The 15,298-nt window shown below is 37.4% G+C and carries 19 protein-coding genes; 9 read left to right on the top strand and 10 right to left on the bottom strand.

Annotated elements, in window-relative coordinates:
• Position 1: 1 nt before the first annotated feature.
• Both HME9304_RS05665 and HME9304_RS05660 read left to right on the top strand, forming a co-directional pair.
• Positions 2–907 carry an ABC transporter substrate-binding protein gene (locus HME9304_RS05665; protein ID WP_112377657.1) on the top strand — a complete coding sequence of 302 codons (906 nt, stop codon included), beginning with the start codon at positions 2–4 and terminating at the stop codon, positions 905–907.
• Positions 908–928: 21 nt separating this feature from the next.
• Entirely contained in the window at positions 929–1,906 is a 978-nt protein-coding gene (locus HME9304_RS05660) for a Gfo/Idh/MocA family protein (protein WP_112377656.1), read from the top strand.
• A gap of 131 nt (positions 1,907–2,037) precedes the next feature.
• Here the strand turns inward: HME9304_RS05660 and HME9304_RS05655 are convergent, their stop codons facing one another.
• On the bottom strand, positions 2,038–2,478 hold the full coding sequence (locus HME9304_RS05655) for a Rieske (2Fe-2S) protein (RefSeq protein ID WP_112377655.1): 441 nt from the start codon (positions 2,476–2,478) through the stop codon (positions 2,038–2,040).
• 185 nt (positions 2,479–2,663) lie between these two features.
• Between HME9304_RS05655 and greA the strand changes: the two genes are divergently transcribed.
• From greA to HME9304_RS05635, 4 genes are all read left to right on the top strand, one after another.
• Positions 2,664–3,140 carry a transcription elongation factor GreA gene (gene greA / locus HME9304_RS05650; RefSeq protein WP_112377654.1) on the top strand — a complete coding sequence of 159 codons (477 nt, stop codon included), beginning with the start codon at positions 2,664–2,666 and terminating at the stop codon, positions 3,138–3,140.
• Positions 3,141–3,214: 74 nt separating this feature from the next.
• Positions 3,215–3,607, top strand: coding sequence for an HIT family protein (locus HME9304_RS05645; protein WP_112377653.1), 393 nt, complete (start codon positions 3,215–3,217; stop codon positions 3,605–3,607).
• A 180-nt stretch (positions 3,608–3,787) separates the two neighbouring features.
• The gene (locus HME9304_RS05640; protein ID WP_112377652.1) at positions 3,788–5,977 is read left to right on the top strand and encodes a peptidase domain-containing ABC transporter; all 2,190 of its coding nucleotides are present in this window, start codon (positions 3,788–3,790) and stop codon (positions 5,975–5,977) included.
• A 1-nt stretch (position 5,978) separates the two neighbouring features.
• Positions 5,979–7,271: an HlyD family secretion protein gene (locus HME9304_RS05635; RefSeq protein ID WP_112377651.1), complete on the top strand. Its 1,293-nt coding sequence runs from the start codon at positions 5,979–5,981 to the stop codon at positions 7,269–7,271.
• A 182-nt stretch (positions 7,272–7,453) separates the two neighbouring features.
• On the opposite strand, the gene HME9304_RS05630 is transcribed toward HME9304_RS05635, so the two are convergent.
• Entirely contained in the window at positions 7,454–7,804 is a 351-nt protein-coding gene (locus tag HME9304_RS05630; protein WP_112377650.1) for a hypothetical protein, read from the bottom strand.
• Positions 7,805–7,810: 6 nt separating this feature from the next.
• A complete protein-coding gene (locus tag HME9304_RS05625) occupies positions 7,811–8,959 on the bottom strand; it encodes a sensor histidine kinase (RefSeq protein WP_112377649.1) in 1,149 nt (382 codons plus the stop codon).
• 125 nt (positions 8,960–9,084) lie between these two features.
• Here HME9304_RS05625 and HME9304_RS05620 point away from each other — a divergent pair, with 125 nt between their 5' ends.
• From HME9304_RS05620 to aat, 3 genes are read left to right on the top strand one after another with little or no spacing between them, the layout of a single operon-like run.
• Positions 9,085–9,462: a DUF3127 domain-containing protein gene (locus HME9304_RS05620; protein ID WP_112377648.1), complete on the top strand. Its 378-nt coding sequence runs from the start codon at positions 9,085–9,087 to the stop codon at positions 9,460–9,462.
• A 6-nt stretch (positions 9,463–9,468) separates the two neighbouring features.
• Entirely contained in the window at positions 9,469–10,845 is a 1,377-nt protein-coding gene (locus tag HME9304_RS05615) for a short-chain fatty acid transporter (protein ID WP_112377647.1), read from the top strand.
• Positions 10,846–10,878: 33 nt separating this feature from the next.
• A complete protein-coding gene (gene aat / locus HME9304_RS05610; RefSeq protein WP_239023390.1) occupies positions 10,879–11,541 on the top strand; it encodes a leucyl/phenylalanyl-tRNA--protein transferase in 663 nt (220 codons plus the stop codon).
• Here the strand turns inward: aat and HME9304_RS05605 are convergent.
• The 7 genes from HME9304_RS05605 to HME9304_RS05575 are packed head-to-tail and all read right to left on the bottom strand — an operon-like array spanning position 11,530 to position 15,278.
• The gene (locus HME9304_RS05605; protein WP_164674767.1) at positions 11,530–12,171 is read right to left on the bottom strand and encodes a DUF2490 domain-containing protein; all 642 of its coding nucleotides are present in this window, start codon (positions 12,169–12,171) and stop codon (positions 11,530–11,532) included. The two genes, aat and HME9304_RS05605, sit on opposite strands and share 12 nt — an antisense overlap.
• 28 nt (positions 12,172–12,199) lie before the next feature.
• Positions 12,200–12,778: a hypothetical protein gene (locus HME9304_RS05600; protein ID WP_112377645.1), complete on the bottom strand. Its 579-nt coding sequence runs from the start codon at positions 12,776–12,778 to the stop codon at positions 12,200–12,202.
• Positions 12,765–13,328, bottom strand: a complete 564-nt coding sequence (locus HME9304_RS05595) for a DNA-3-methyladenine glycosylase I (RefSeq protein ID WP_112377644.1) — start codon at positions 13,326–13,328, stop codon at positions 12,765–12,767. The genes HME9304_RS05600 and HME9304_RS05595 overlap by 14 nt, the downstream gene beginning before the upstream one ends.
• 43 nt (positions 13,329–13,371) lie before the next feature.
• Positions 13,372–13,737 (bottom strand): hypothetical protein, encoded by a 366-nt coding sequence (locus tag HME9304_RS05590; RefSeq protein WP_112377643.1) that lies wholly within the window; start codon positions 13,735–13,737, stop codon positions 13,372–13,374.
• Between the two features lie 16 nt (positions 13,738–13,753).
• Entirely contained in the window at positions 13,754–14,719 is a 966-nt protein-coding gene (locus HME9304_RS05585; RefSeq protein WP_112377642.1) for a sodium-dependent bicarbonate transport family permease, read from the bottom strand.
• A 6-nt stretch (positions 14,720–14,725) separates the two neighbouring features.
• Positions 14,726–15,019, bottom strand: coding sequence for a hypothetical protein (locus HME9304_RS05580; RefSeq protein WP_112377641.1), 294 nt, complete (start codon positions 15,017–15,019; stop codon positions 14,726–14,728).
• Positions 15,020–15,038: 19 nt separating this feature from the next.
• On the bottom strand, positions 15,039–15,278 hold the full coding sequence (locus HME9304_RS05575; RefSeq protein WP_112377640.1) for a hypothetical protein: 240 nt from the start codon (positions 15,276–15,278) through the stop codon (positions 15,039–15,041).
• Between the last annotated feature and the right edge of the window lie 20 nt (positions 15,279–15,298).

The following is a 15,298-nucleotide window of genomic DNA, read 5'->3' as shown; positions in this document are numbered from 1 at the left end:
TATGGAAAAGTTGAAAATAGCATTGGATTGGACCGCAAACACGAACCATAGCGGTTTTTATGTGGCACGGGAAAAAGGTTTTTATCGGGAGTATGGAATTGATTTGGAGATAAACACGCCAGAAACAGACGATTATAGCAAAACACCTGCCAAAAAAGTGGAATTGGGAGAAGCTGACATAGCCCTTTGTCCGTTTGAAAGTATACTGAGCTACAATACCAAAAAAGACCACTTTGATGCCGTAGCCATCGCCACAATTTTTAAGAAGGACATCAGTGCAATCACTGTTTTGGAAGAAAGTGATATAAAAACTCCTAAAGATTTGGATGGAAAGGTTTATGCTTCCTACAAAGCACGTTATGAAGACGATATCGTAAAAAGAATGATACGAAATGACGGAGGTACGGGCGACATCAAAATTGAATACCCTAAAAGATTGGGTATCTGGGATACACTTATAAATGGTTCCTTGGATGCTACCTGGATTTTTACCAATTGGGAAGGGGTTCATGCAAAATCCAAAGGGGTTGCACTGCGAAACTTCAAAATGGGAGATTATGAAATTCCTTATGGCTATTCTCCAGTGATTTTTGCAAGTAGAAGTAAAGTCGATAGTAATAAAAAATGCTATCAAGATTTTCTTAGTGCAACAAAGCAAGGTTTTTTATACGCTATAGAATATCCGAAATATGCAGTAGATTGTATTAAACCCCACATAGCCAAAAGCGATGCCGATATCGATTTGTTGGAAAGTCAAAAGCTCTCAAATACATTTTATGGCAACCAAAACAATTGGGGAATGATGGAAAAGGAAAAGGTGGATTTATTCTTAAATTGGTTGTACGATTCAAATCTTGAAACAGCTGGATTGAAATATGAAGATTTAGTTTTTATAAACTTGCTGTGATGAATTGAAAAATAGCATGATATGGACAATTTAAAACCGTTGCGGTGGGGAATTATTGGTTGCGGAAATGTTACCGAAGTAAAAAGCGGCCCGCCCTATAAAAACACGAAAGGTTTTGAATTGTCCATGGTAATGCGGCGTAATGCAGAAAAAGCAGCGGATTATGCCAAAAGACATCAGGTGCCGTTTTGGACGACCAATGCGAGTAAAGTCATTGAAAACCCTAAAATAGATGCCGTTTATATAGCTACACCTCCAGATACCCATAAGCTATATGGTCTTCTGGTAGCAGCAGCTGGAAAACCTTGTTGTATTGAGAAGCCTATGGCGCCATGCTATGCGGACAGTCTTGAGATTTACAACGCTTTCCAGAAAAACGGAATTCCACTTTTTATTGCCTATTACCGTCGTTCTTTGCCCAGGTTCAATAAAGTTAAGGAATGGTTGGATAAAGGTCTGATAGGAGATGTAAGGCACATTCGTTGGTATAAGAGCAGAACGCCCAGTGAACTCGATTTGAGCGGGACATACAACTGGCGCACCGACGCAAAAATTGCTCCGGCTGGCTATTTTGATGATTTGGCAAGTCACGGACTTGATTTGTTCACCTATTTATTGGGCAATATAAAAGATGCGAAGGGTTTTGCCGTGAACCAACAAGGATTATATTCGGCCAAAGATGCCGTCACGGGCAGTTGGCTCCATGAAAATGGAATAACCGGAGAAGGCAGTTGGATTTTTGGGGCCAATGAACAACAGGACAAGGTTGAGATTTTTGGTTCCAAAGGTGAAATACGGTTTTCTGTATTAAATGAGTTACCAATAGAATTAATAAGTCCGAAACTGAAGGAATCTTTAATTATTGAACATCCCAAACACTTGCACCGATATCATGTAGAAAATATACAAAAACATCTTTCAGGAATAGCACAGCATCCATCAACGGGAGCCACTGGGCTACATACCAGTTGGGTAATGGATAAAATCTTGGGGAATTAGTAGCGTCTTTATGATAGTTTTATTTCCTTGCTAAGGGCTAAGGGCTAAGGGCTAAGGGCTAAGGGCTAAGGGCTAAGGGCTAAGGGCTAAGGGCTAAGGACTAAGGGCTTAGGGTGTATAGCCAATTTAATTTAATTAAATACCGTTACAGTATTTCCACTTAGCGTTGTTCTATAAAAGAGTAGGTCATAGTATCTATTCCCGTCATCTGGCCTGTTCAACTGTTGTCCTGTGAAAAGACTGTAGGTGAAATCCTCGCACTGGCAAACCACGTTTTGGCCATCTATTTCCATCGTGGAACAATTATTTGGTGCATGATTGGGACAACTTGCCTCAAATGCGATGAAGTTATTGTCTATTGAAGTTTTCATTACAAAAGCTCCTCGTGTTCCTACTCCACTGTTCCCAACAAAAACAGGATTTCCAATAGTATTCAGATTGTTGTAAAGTGGAAGATTTAAGTTTAGCTCAAATCTAAAACTCACTTCTTGGAGAAAAGGATTTCGGTTGGTATCATTGGAATCACAAGAAATTATAAAAGTCAAAAAAATACAGCTCCAGAAGCGCCTCATGGTATGGATTTCAAAACATTAGTTGGACAAATTTGAACAAAAATTACCTATATTTGCGTTAAATCCTCGATAAAAATCCTATGCGTGTCATAGAGGTGGTCGGGGATTTTTTGTATTTACAACGATGAAGTACATTGGGAAAATTTTCATTTTCTCCAGTGTCCTTTTGCATAAAATATTACGATATGAGTAAAATATCTTATTATACGGAAGAAGGATTAAAAAAATTAAGGGAGGAACTCAATTATTTAAAAGACGTAGAGCGGCCCAAAGCCTCGCAGGCCATTGGTGAAGCAAGGGATAAAGGGGACTTGTCTGAAAATGCGGAATATGATGCCGCAAAAGAAGCACAGGGACTTTTGGAAATGAAAATCTCCAAAATGGAAGAAACATTGGCAAATGCCAGACTTATTGATGAATCGCAACTGGATATCTCAAAAGTGTTGGTGCTGTCGACAGTAAAATTAAAAAACCAAACCAATGGTATGGAAATGAAATATACATTGGTGGCAGAGAGTGAAGCAGACTTAAAAAAGGGGAAAATATCCGTTACTTCCCCAATCGGAAAAGGTTTATTGGGAAAGTCTGTTGGTGATGTTGCCGAGATTACCGTACCCAATGGAACGTTAAAGTTTGATATTTTGGAGATTACACGGGATTAACATCCACTAATTGGTTATATTTAATCCTGTCACCCGACAGGATTTTTATTGTTCAGGACCAAACCACACCAGGCATGCCAAGTATTTTTACCAAAATAATCAATGGAGAAATTCCCTGTTATAAAATAGCAGAGGACGAGGATAATTTTGCATTTCTTGATATAAACCCAAATTCCAAAGGGCACACGCTTTGTGTACCAAAAAAAGAAGTGGACAAACTATCGGATTTGGATGAAGAATCCTATACTAAACTTATGGCATTTTCCCGAAAAGTGGGCAAGGCCATTGAAGCTTCAGTGCCCTGTAAACGTGTGGGGATGACGGTTATTGGCTTGGAAGTCCCGCACGTCCATGTACACCTAATTCCGTTGCACACCATGAAAAACGCCACTTTTCAGTATAAAGAAAAAATGGAACCTGAAGAATTTGAAACGATTGCAGAAAAGATTAAAAATAACTTTAAATAAAATTGTTTTTAATCTATGCATCATAAAACTATTGTCCCAAATACCTAACAAAGCATTATAATCTCTATAATTAGTAAATTTTTTAATTCCTAAATTTTATAGTATAAGAAAAAACGCATAATTGTACTAAAATACTTATATTTAAGTATAGAATTTTCTTTTTAGCCTACACTATCCCATATGCGTAATTTTCCACATTACAAACAGCCCGATTTTAAGGACTGTGGCCCTACGTGTTTAAAAATCATAGCAAAATTCTACAAGAAGATAATTTCCTTACAAGAATTACGAGATTTAAGTCAAACCAATAGGGCAGGTAGTAATCTTCTTAGCCTAAGTGATGCCGCGGAGGAATTGGGTTTTAAGTCATTGGGAATAAAGATCTCGCTACAACAACTGAATGAGGTCCCGTTGCCTTGCATACTTCATTGGAACAAGCACCATTATGTTGTTCTGTACAAAATAAGGAATACGACCTATTATATTTCCGACCCTGCGCATTCATTGTTGGTTTACAATAAAAAGGATTTTTTGGAAAATTGGATAGGTAATAACTCAACTGATAGCACTGAAGAAGGAATTGCATTGTTATTGGAACCCACGCCAAAATTCTATGGCTCCAATTTTGATAATGAAGAATCCAAACTTGATTTGGCTTTTCTATCCAAATATGTTTTTAAGTATAAAAAACTGATATGGCAACTGGTTATTGGTTTAATAGCGGCAAGTTTACTTCAACTTATTTTCCCTTTTTTAACACAGAGCATTGTAGATGTAGGGATTAAAAATCAAGATGTTCAATTTATTTACCTTATACTTTTTGCACAATTGGCTCTTTTTATTGGAAGGACTGCGATTGAAGTTGTCAGGAGTTGGATTTTATTGCATCTGAGCACACGTATAAATATTTCTTTGGTGTCTGATTTCTTTATCAAGCTCATGAAACTGCCCATTTCTTTTTTCGATACAAGGATGACGGGCGATATACTTCAAAGAATCAATGATCACAAGCGTATTGAAAGTATTTTGACCACCTCATCGTTGAATATACTTTTTTCAATGGTAAACCTTGTAGTATTCAGCCTTGTTTTAGCGTACTACAATCTAACGATACTCGGCATTTTTTTCTTGGGAAGCCTACTGTACTTTTTATGGATTATCATCTTCCTTAAAAAAAGGAAGACATTGGATTATAAGCGTTTTGCCCAAGTAAGTGATGAACAAAGCAAAATCATCGAACTTATCAATGGAATGCAGACCATTAAACTACACAATGCTGAAAAGAAAAAGAGATGGAGCTGGGAATTTTTACAGGCAAGAATATTTAAAATCAACATAGAGGGATTGATTTTGGAACAATACCAAAGTGTTGGGTCTGGGTTTATAAATGAGCTCAAAAACATTCTTATTACCGTTTTATCAGCTAAACTAGTTGTTGATGGAGAGTTAACATTGGGCATGATGCTGGCCATAACATATATAGTCGGTCAGCTCAATTCCCCGATAGCCCAACTGATAAACTTCATTAGGGAACTGCAAGATGCCAAAATTGGACTGGAACGCCTTTCGGAAATCCATAATAAAGAAGATGAAGAGCCTGATAGCAGTTCTAAAATTCAAAATATCCCTAATGATTTCGGTTTTGAAATCGAGAACCTCTCCTTTAAATATATTGGTTCGGATGCAATGGTTTTACAGGATTTAAACCTGCATATTCCCCTTAAAAAAGTAACTGCGATCGTAGGGGTCAGTGGCAGTGGAAAAACAACTTTAATGAAATTATTGCTCAAGTTTTATGAACCCAACTTGGGCACCATAAAATTTGGGCATCACAATCTTGCCAATGTGGCCCAGAGAGAATGGCGTGAGAAATGTGGAGTGGTAATGCAAGAAGACTATATTTTTAATGACAGCATTGCTAACAACATCGCTGTAGGCGTGGACCATATTGATAAGAAGAAGCTAGGATATGCAGTGGATGTTGCCAATATAAAAAAGTTTATTGAAGAATTACCACTGTCTTACAATACAAAAATAGGCATGGAGGGGGTGGGTCTCAGTACAGGCCAAAAGCAAAGATTATTGATTGCCAGAGCAGTTTATAAAAATCCTGATTATCTTTTTTTTGATGAAGCCACTTCCGCACTGGATGCCAATAACGAAAAAGTGATTATGGAAAAACTGAACGAATTCTATAAGGATAAAACCGTTATTGTTGTTGCGCACAGGTTGAGTACCGTTAAGAACGCACATCAAATAGTTGTCTTGGATGAGGGTAAAATTGTGGAAGTGGGAAATCATTCACAACTTATAAAGAACAAGGGAAATTATTACAATCTAGTTAAAAACCAGTTGGAACTGGGTAAATAAGATGCCAGAACATTTAAACGATATAGAATTAAGAAGCGAGGAAGTACAGGATATTCTAACACGTGTGCCCAGTTGGATGGTGCGCTGGGGGAATACACTGTTCCTATTCCTGATTCTTTTGTTATTGTCGATATCTTGGCTAATAAAATACCCTGATATCATTACCGCCGAAGCAATTATTACCACCAAAATACCTCCGCAAAAAGAATATGCCGCCATAACTTCAAAATTAGATACCATATACGTAAAAGATTCACAACCTGTTTCCAAAAACAGCATATTGGCGGTTTTGGAAAATACGGCCAATACCGAAGATGTTCTTTATCTTAAATCGATTCTGGATACCGTAAAGTTCAAGGACAGGTCATTTTCATTTCCATTGAACGAACTGCCAATATTGTTTCTTGGAGATATCGAGGAAAGTTATGCCCTTTTCGAAAATAATTACTCACAGTATATGTTGAACAAAGAATTACGACCTTTTTCCAACGATGCCATGGCAAATAGAATATCCTTATCAGAACTAATGGGAAGATTGGGAAGCTTAATGGGACAATATAGTTTGAACGAATCCGAGATGAGCTTGAAGAGGAACGATTTGGAACGGAACAAGAAGCTTTTTGATAAAGGAGTCATTTCCGCCCAAGAATACGAAAACAAACAACAAGAGTACTTACTGGCGGAACGGAATTTTAAAAATCTTGGCGTTACAATTTCACAAGTACGTGAAGCGATAGGAAATGCACGTAATACCTCAAAAGGAACCGAGATTTCAAAAACTAAGGAGGAACTGCAGCTGCTCAAAAGTTCCATTCAGTCATTAAATCTACTAAAAAAGGCAATTGTGGATTGGGAAGATATATATGTCTTTAAATCCAATATGAATGGAAAAGTATCTTTTTCAAACTTCTGGAGCAAAGGCCAAACTGTTGCCCAGGGGGATTTGGTATTTACGATAATACCTACGGAAAGTTTACATTATTTGGCAAAAGTAAGAGCTCCATCCCAAAACTCTGGTAAACTAAAAGTAGGGCAGCATGTAAACGTCAAACTTCAGGATTATCCCGATACAGAGTTCGGGGTACTTTCCGGAAAAGTGGAAAGTATCTCTCTTACACCCGATGAAGAAGGTTTTTATCTAATAAATGTGTCTCTGCCAAAACAGTTGATTACCAGTTATGGGAACGAAGTGGAGTTTAAACAGGAAATGCGGGGAACAGCAGAAATTATAACCGAAGATTTGAGATTGGTCGAGCGTTTTTTTTATCAATTCAAAAACTTATTGAATAATTAAAAAGGAAAACTTTACACGCTTTTTGTTCACAAAAATCACTTGTATTTATTTTTCTCGGCATGGGCGATAACCTATGTATGCCGACTAATAAATCATTCAACAATAACAACATAATAGTCAAAAGAATTATTAGTGTGAAAGAGTTATGGAAAATAAAATCTTAATTTAACTTATATATGTGATTAGCTAACACCCTCCAAGTAAAAATAAATCCCCGTGGCCACTAAACAAATTATAAGCACGAGCACTATAAAGAACAGGGTTGTAAACCTTACCGAAGTTCTGTCTGGGCTTACCAATTTGTTATAGTAATCAAAAACCCTTTCAATATCAGGAGTCCAGTTTACGGGATAAATAATGGAGTAACATTTTTTGCATTTTATCTCATGGGTTACTTCATCAGTTGTTCTATGGTAAAAAGCGTTGTAAGTGTGTTTTTGATAGAAGGAAATCTTTAGTTCTTGGTTAAAGCATTCCGGGCAGTTGTTGGTGATTTCCGCATCCTTAATTACAATCTTTTTTTCCTTTGCCATAGTTTATCAGACTTTTGCTCGCAGGGAGATTTGCATGATTGTTCCTTCTTTGCTTGACGAAAGTACTTTAATTTTTCCTTTGTGGTATTCCTCCACAATTCTTTTTACCAGTGAAAGGCCCAGTCCCCAACCCCTTTTTTTTGAAGTTACCCCTGGATTGAAGATATTCTGAAAATCACTTTTTGAAATTCCGTGGCCAGTATCCGATACCAAAATATTGACAAATTGACCCTTTTTTTCAATTTGAATGGCAATATTGCCCTTCCCTTTCATCGCATCTATACCATTCTTAACGAGATTTTCTATGCTCCAATTGTACAAAGGTGGATTTAAAAGTACAGGCAGTTCATCAATTTCAGAACTAAAGGCAAAATGTATGAGTTTGGAACTTCTACGCTTTAGGTATTCGTAGGCCTTCTCCGTCTCTTTTACAATATCATGTACTTCCAAATCCGGAATCGACCCAATTTTGGAAAAACGATCCGTTATGGTTTCCAACCGGGTAATATCCTTTGCAATCTCTTTGGTGATGTCAGGATTGATTTTTTCGGATTTTAAAAGCTCGTTCCATCCCAATAAAGATGTCAATGGCGTACCTATTTGATGTGCCGTTTCCTTCGCCATCCCCGCCCAAAGTTTGTTTTGTTCCGAAGCTTTGTTGGTCTTGAAAAAGAAGAAAATCACGGTTCCAAAAAGAAAAATTATCAGAAGCAAGGCCAGGGGATAGTACTTTAATTTGTTCAAAACTTCAGAATTCCCATAATACAGTGTTTCCAAAAGCTCCCCTTCCTGGATAATGTGTATGGGCTCGTTCTCGCTTTCAAACTGTCTTATCTTCCTTTGGATATAGACAGTGTCCATCGCTTTTTCCAAAGAGATGTTGTGTGTTTTAATAGACCCTTCTTCGTTTACCAAGATCATGGGTGTAGAGGTATTGTTTCCCATCACTTTTAATGTAAGGTTTCCCAGTTCTTGGTCTACGGAGGATTGGATCAGTTCCAGTTGGGCAGTTGCCCATATTTCCATCTTTAGGCGTTCTTCCTCTTTAAAATTTTTGAAGAAGCTGTTGGTATTCCACAGAATAAGGCTTACGATAACGAACGATGAAATCAATAAAATGATATTGGAAGCCTTTTTCCTAGGGTTGAAATTCATATTCGAGAACAATTCTGATTAAAGATAGCGGAAAATGTAAAAATATGTTGATACTTCATTAGCAAGTATGGTTTTTATTAGGCTTCATTTTATGTATTTTTGATGCTTATTGAAAAGTAGATAAAATGGAAGTTCAGGGAAGAATTAAAATGATCGATGAGACCAAAACCTACGGTAACAACGGTTTCAGAAAAAGAGAAGTTGTAATCACTACAGAGGAACAGTATCCTCAACATATACTAGTGGAATTCGTACAGGACAAGTGCGATTTACTCAACAACTACAGTGTTGGTCAAATGGTAAAGGTCAGTATTAACCTAAGAGGTAGGGAGTGGGTAAACCCAGAAGGTGAGACCAAATATTTTAATTCCATTCAGGGCTGGAGAATTGAAAATCTTCAAACAGAGGCCAGTGGAGACAACGTCCCTCCCGTACCGCCCATGGAAGCTTTTGAACCTGCGGATGATGTGAACGAAGGAGAGCACGACGATTTACCTTTCTAATACACTTTGGGCCTTACCAAAGTTATAGCGCTTGCTTTTAGAAGGTATTTGCCTTCACCATTTACAATTGCAGTATTTCTTACGGTGCTAACATTGATTTTAGCGCTGGTCTTTACTGAAAATACTTCAGATAAAAACCATGTTGTTCTCCTTCTATCCTATTGGGAAAAAGGCATATGGAACAATGGTTTGTTGGTATTTGCATATCAGATGATGCTTATTTTGGTTTTGGGCCATGTTTTGGTTTTGAGCAGACCAATGGAGCGTTTGATATTGGGAATTACCAAATTTGTAAAGAACACGTCCAACGCAGCGGTTTTGGTTGCATTGCCAACCATGTTGGTTTCTTTTTTCAATTGGGGGCTGGGACTCATTTTTGGAGCTATTTTGGCACGAAAAGTCGGTGAATATGCGCAAGCGAACAATATACCCATAAACTACCCCTTGATCGGGGCTTCAGGCTATGTTGGTCTAATGGTTTGGCATGGCGGGATAAGTGGTTCTGCTCCAATAAAGGTTTCGGAGATGGGGCATCTTCAAAATCTACTGGAAAGTATTTCCGATATAGCTATACTATCGCAATTGCCAGAAACTATTTCCACTTCGCTCACCGTTTTTAGCTATTGGAATCTTATTTTGTTTGCCGTCGTTGCCTTTTTCATATGTATTTTGGTCTATTATTTGGGAAAAAGAACAAGTCACACAAAGATTGACTTAAAGGAATATAGGTTTAAAGCGATTGATAAAAACAATCTTGAAGGGGCTGAAAAACTCGACCATTCCAGAATTGTAGCAATCGGTTTTGGTATTTTGATCTTCATGGCTTTCCTTTTGCAATACCTGCCGTCAATAAGAAATTTGAACATTACCCCCAATATGCTCAATTTTTTCATGTTGGGTTTGGCAATTGTTCTTCACGGAAACTTTAAAAGTTTTTTGCTTGCCGTGGAAGAGGCGATAGGGGATACTGCAGGAATCTTAATCCAGTTTCCGCTGTATTTCGGGATTATGGGAATTATGGGCAATAGTGGGATGATTACAGGTATTTCTGATTTTTTCGTATCCATCAGCACAAGTACGACCTTGCCTATTTTCACCTTTTTTAGTGCAGGTTTGGTCAATATATTCGTTCCCAGTGGTGGAGGCCAGTGGGCCGTACAGGGACCACTTGTGGTCGAATCTGCGTTACAGCTTGGGGTTCCATTGCCAAAAGCGATTATGGCCTTGGCCTATGGCGACCAGGTTACAAATATGTTTCAACCGTTCTGGGCTTTGCCCCTTTTGGGAATTACAAAGCTAAAAGCTAAAGAAATTTTACCTTACACATTGATTTTCATGCTTATAGGAAGTGTAGTTTATATAGGAGGGCTTCTTATATTCTAGCACTTTTTCCGTAATTTTATTAAAAATTGCATCTTGGAAAAAAACAAAACAAATCTCCCGTTGTTTTTTTTGGGTGACCGATTGGAGTTCCCCCCTATCGAAACAGCTACCGAAGATGGGCTTCTGGCAGTTGGTGGCGATTTATCCTCAGAACGCTTGTTGTTGGCCTACAAGAACGGAATCTTCCCTTGGTTCAATGAAGACGCCCTTATTTTGTGGTGGAGCCCAGACCCCAGGATGGTATTGTTTCCATATAAAGTGAAAATTTCAAAAAGCATGCGTAAAATTATGCGCTGCAACAAATTTACCTTCACGCAGAATTTACGTTTTGAAGAGGTAGTGGATAACTGCGCAAAAGTGCAGCGCAAGGGGCAAGAGGGCACATGGATTACACCAAAAATGAAATTGGCATATTTAAAGCTTTTTGAAAAAGGGTTTGCCAAATCTTTTGAAGCATGGCAAGGAAATCAATTGGTAGGTGGACTTTATGGTGTGGATTTAGGAAACGTATTCTGTGGTGAAAGTATGTTCAGCACCCAAGCAAATGCTTCCAAGTTTGCATTTGTTAAAATGGTCGAAGCATTGGAAAAGAAAAATTATAAACTTATAGATTGCCAAGTCCATACAGACCATCTTGAAAGTTTGGGAGCAGAACTGATTTCCCGAGATGCTTTTATGGAAATTTTAAAGGGATAACTGAATGTTGGTCAATAAAAACACAACATTTTGTGGAAAGTCTGAAGCAAAGTCCTCCATCCGATATTCCAACCCCGCCTGAACTTTCAGACCTTTTTTGAGTTGCCAACCTATTTGTCCGCTGAGTCTCAAATCAAATTCCGGGGAATTTGCTTTGGCTACGCTTAGCAGATTTTCAAAGCTACCTACAAAATAAGGTTCGCCCATGTTCAACTCTTCCCCTTTTAACGGAAAATCCAATGCAAACCTATATCGGAATCTATGCGTTGTCAAATTTCTGGTAATACGCTGTTCTGAACGCAAGCGATGCCCATACCTTATTACAAAAGGCCGTTTTGTATAGTTATACTGTTGTGTTAGACGAAGTTCGTTGCTGCTGTCTTCAAAAATATCCCTAAATCGGTATTGTATTCCTAGTGCCACACTTTTATTATCGGCCACTTTTAAATTGGAAAAATGTACCACATCGATTTGCCTTACATTGAACCCGTAGTCTCCTTGATCAATAAGATAACTTCGCTTTGCCACGGAAAAATTATGCGAATAGGTCTTGGTTACGTCATAATTTATTGCTGTTTGGGGCTGCCAATAACTGGTTAGGTTTTCTTGGGAAAATGAAGATAACGCCATAAAAAAGAAAATAAGCGGAAAAACCCACCTAGTACAAAACATGGTCATATGCGGATGATAGGGATTTCCTTAGCTTTAAGAACATGCCTTTAGCATCAAATAGCGCTTCATAAGTTTGATAACCTTTGTTTGCTTTTGAGGCGAAGACAATTTCGTAATTGATATGGGGCAATATTAGATTTTGAAAGGCTTGGTATATGAGTTCTTTTTCTATAATCCCGTTACTACGATACTGTTGTTGAATTTTTTTGATACGTACCTTTTCAAAATTATCTTGTAAATAGGTATTGATTTTTTTCCAGCTTTCTTCTGGAATGTCTTTTTCTTCAATTATAAATTCTACATCTTCCAACTTTCCATTTTCATCAAATTCTACACTATAATGTAATCTTCCTTTCTTAAACTTGGCCTCATAACTTTTTTTAAGGCTATCGGTTTCAAAATAGTAGCGAATCCTTTTTGCGGATGCCAGTTGTTCTGAAATCAGTTCATAGGCGTTGGAAGGAAATTCGGGTTTTGATATCCGAAATTCTTTCTCGTTCTTGTCCTGCGACCAACAAATGCAGGTCAATGACAGAAAACCAATAAAAAACTTATACTTTATCATATCTAAAACAACTTATCTCGTGATCATTGACCATTCCGGTAGCTTGCATATGGGCGTATACGACCGTACTTCCCACAAACTTAAACCCCCTTTTTTTCAAATCCTTGCTTAAAGTATCAGAAAGGGAAGTGGTAGCAGGTGCATTTTTATAGTGTACCACTTTATTTTTAATAGGCTCATTGTTTACAAAACCCCAAATATAATTGCTGAAACTTCCAAATTCATTTTGTACTTCCATAAATGCCCGAGCGTTAGATATAGTGGCATTTACTTTTAATTTGTTTCTGATTATACCTGAATCATCAAGAAGCTCATCAATTTTTCCCTGGTCATATTCAGCAATCTTGGCGTAATCGAAATTGTCAAATGCCTTTCTGAAGTTCTCACGCTTTTTCAATACGGTAATCCAACTTAGGCCGGCCTGAAAAGTCTCCAAAATGAGAAACTCGAACAAGGTGTCGTCATCTTTTACAGGTACGCCCCACTCTTTATCGTGATATTCTTCATAAAGTGAATCGCCTTCGCACCAGCCACATCTATTTTTTCCCATTGAAAACTTTTATTACTAAAATATACCTTTTAGAAGTTTCAATTTATAAAGGAATTAGTTCTCTTGCAATGATAGCTTCATTAATAAGCGAGTACAGTCGACTTTGTCCCCTGTAGAAATCATTTTTATCCTTTCGTTCCAAAATCGCTTTGTACCTACCGTTGCTCATTTCCAATATACCGATGACGACAACTGTTTGATTAATAATTTTATGTACGGGTAGATTTGGTGAATTTTCGGGAATGTTTTCCAAGAGAGAATCTGCAATAAACAAATATGACTTATTTTTTGGGTTGCCTATTTTAAATAAAGCACCAAGTTTAATATCGTAATTTTTACGATAAGTTTTGGAAGGAGTATTCTCAATATCACGATTTGCAAAAATAATGGGATGCTCTGTCTTTTTCATTCATCATGGCTTTAGATTACTGAAAAGATTGTATAATGAACAAATAAATGGGCATTCCCAAGGTAATATTGAATGGAAAGGTAAATGCCAAGGCCATAGGCACATATAGGCTTGGGTTTGCTTTTGGGGCAGCGATACGCATAGCTGCTGGAACCGCAATATAGGAAGCACTTGCAGCCAAAATTGAAAATAAAAACCGATTGCCTAGACTTTCTGTTATAAATTGACTGAACCAAGCTACAAAGCAACCATTGAGTACGGGTAGGCCTATTGAAAATATTAACGCGAACCAACCTTTCTTCATAAAGTCGCTCAATTTTTTCCCACTGGTTATGCCCATATCCAAAAGAAAAACTGCAAGGAATCCTTTGAAGATGTCAGTAGTAAATGGTTTTATGCCTTCAGCTTGATTCTCATTGGCGAGAAAACCAATAGCCAAACTACCTAAAATCAATAGGACACTACCATTGGTTACCGAATGATGGAGCACTTTTTTAAAACTTCCCTTGTCTCGTTGCCCTTTTTTGAAAAAAGCCATTAACAATACCCCAATAATTATGGATGGAGCTTCCATTAAAGCCATGACCGCTACCATGTGACCGCCAAATTCAATGTTCTCTATTTCAAGAAAGGAGATGGCAGTAACAAAAGTTACCGCACTAACGGAACCGTAAGCAGCAGCAATGGCTCCTGAATTTTCAACACTGAACTTGCGCCTAAGTATGAAATAAGCAAAAACAGGTATTGATATGGCCAAAAAAATACCGAAAAGAAGTGACCAGATGATTTCCATGCTGAAATCACTATGGGAGAGCTCAAGCCCTCCCTTGAATCCTATTGCGAACAGTAGGTAAAGTGAAATAAATTTAGAAGAGTTTTGTGGGATTTCTAGATTACTCTTTAATTGAACTGCCAAAATTCCCAGAAAGAAAAAAAGTAAAGCAGGATTGGTTAGGTTATCAATTAGAAGGTGTAAATCCATTCAAAACTATTCTTCCAAAGAAATTTTTAGAATACCATCAATTCGAAGTCTTTTCCCTTCGCTTCTCAAACTATTGATAAATTCTTTAGCAACTCTTTTTTCTTCTTTTAATTCCGCTATCCTTTCGTCCGGATATTTGGTGTTTGCTTCTTTATCACCCTCACACCAAGATAGTCTTTGAAGTTTGTGAAAATTTATCTTTTCATCTAAAAGTGCAGTAATGACATCACAGGCTTCAGATGGTGTAAAGCTACCATCTACCAATTGTATTTTTTGTTTTGTTTCGATTAAAGTTTCCATTTTATCTTATTGTTTAATATTAATATCTTTTTGTTTGTCTTTTTCCAATGATATTGATTGATAGCAATCCAAATATGATTGACATTGAAATGCTAAGCCACCCAAAGAATAGAAAATTATTTAATGCTGAAAGAAGTAAGATTCCAGTAAATAAAAATCCCATTAATGCATAGTAGATTGGATAGTACTTTTCTTCATCAGTGATTCTGGATTTTGTCTCTTCCAGTTTTTGAGATAGCGTTGATGGTCTGTATTGCATGATATTTTATTTTGATACAA

This window comes from Flagellimonas maritima, from assembly GCF_003269425.1.
Lineage (GTDB): Bacteria > Bacteroidota > Bacteroidia > Flavobacteriales > Flavobacteriaceae > Flagellimonas > Flagellimonas maritima.
This window is presented reverse-complemented; position numbering and strand designations above follow the sequence as displayed.

Excerpts from the sequence above, each read along its gene's own strand:
- HME9304_RS05665 (WP_112377657.1), top strand. The coding sequence starts at position 2 with ATGGAAAAGTTGAAAATAGCATTGGATTGGACCGCAAACACGAACCAT.
- HME9304_RS05660 (WP_112377656.1), top strand. The coding sequence starts at position 929 with ATGGACAATTTAAAACCGTTGCGGTGGGGAATTATTGGTTGCGGAAAT.
- HME9304_RS05655 (WP_112377655.1), bottom strand. The coding sequence starts at position 2,478 with ATGAGGCGCTTCTGGAGCTGTATTTTTTTGACTTTTATAATTTCTTGT.
- greA (WP_112377654.1), top strand. The coding sequence starts at position 2,664 with ATGAGTAAAATATCTTATTATACGGAAGAAGGATTAAAAAAATTAAGG.
- HME9304_RS05645 (WP_112377653.1), top strand. The coding sequence starts at position 3,215 with ATGCCAAGTATTTTTACCAAAATAATCAATGGAGAAATTCCCTGTTAT.
- HME9304_RS05640 (WP_112377652.1), top strand. The coding sequence starts at position 3,788 with ATGCGTAATTTTCCACATTACAAACAGCCCGATTTTAAGGACTGTGGC.
- HME9304_RS05635 (WP_112377651.1), top strand. The coding sequence starts at position 5,979 with ATGCCAGAACATTTAAACGATATAGAATTAAGAAGCGAGGAAGTACAG.
- HME9304_RS05630 (WP_112377650.1), bottom strand. The coding sequence starts at position 7,804 with ATGGCAAAGGAAAAAAAGATTGTAATTAAGGATGCGGAAATCACCAAC.
- HME9304_RS05625 (WP_112377649.1), bottom strand. The coding sequence starts at position 8,959 with ATGAATTTCAACCCTAGGAAAAAGGCTTCCAATATCATTTTATTGATT.
- HME9304_RS05620 (WP_112377648.1), top strand. The coding sequence starts at position 9,085 with ATGGAAGTTCAGGGAAGAATTAAAATGATCGATGAGACCAAAACCTAC.
- HME9304_RS05605 (WP_164674767.1), bottom strand. The coding sequence starts at position 12,171 with ATGGCGTTATCTTCATTTTCCCAAGAAAACCTAACCAGTTATTGGCAG.
- HME9304_RS05600 (WP_112377645.1), bottom strand. The coding sequence starts at position 12,778 with ATGATAAAGTATAAGTTTTTTATTGGTTTTCTGTCATTGACCTGCATT.
- HME9304_RS05595 (WP_112377644.1), bottom strand. The coding sequence starts at position 13,328 with ATGGGAAAAAATAGATGTGGCTGGTGCGAAGGCGATTCACTTTATGAA.
- HME9304_RS05590 (WP_112377643.1), bottom strand. The coding sequence starts at position 13,737 with ATGAAAAAGACAGAGCATCCCATTATTTTTGCAAATCGTGATATTGAG.
- HME9304_RS05585 (WP_112377642.1), bottom strand. The coding sequence starts at position 14,719 with ATGGATTTACACCTTCTAATTGATAACCTAACCAATCCTGCTTTACTT.
- HME9304_RS05580 (WP_112377641.1), bottom strand. The coding sequence starts at position 15,019 with ATGGAAACTTTAATCGAAACAAAACAAAAAATACAATTGGTAGATGGT.
- HME9304_RS05575 (WP_112377640.1), bottom strand. The coding sequence starts at position 15,278 with ATGCAATACAGACCATCAACGCTATCTCAAAAACTGGAAGAGACAAAA.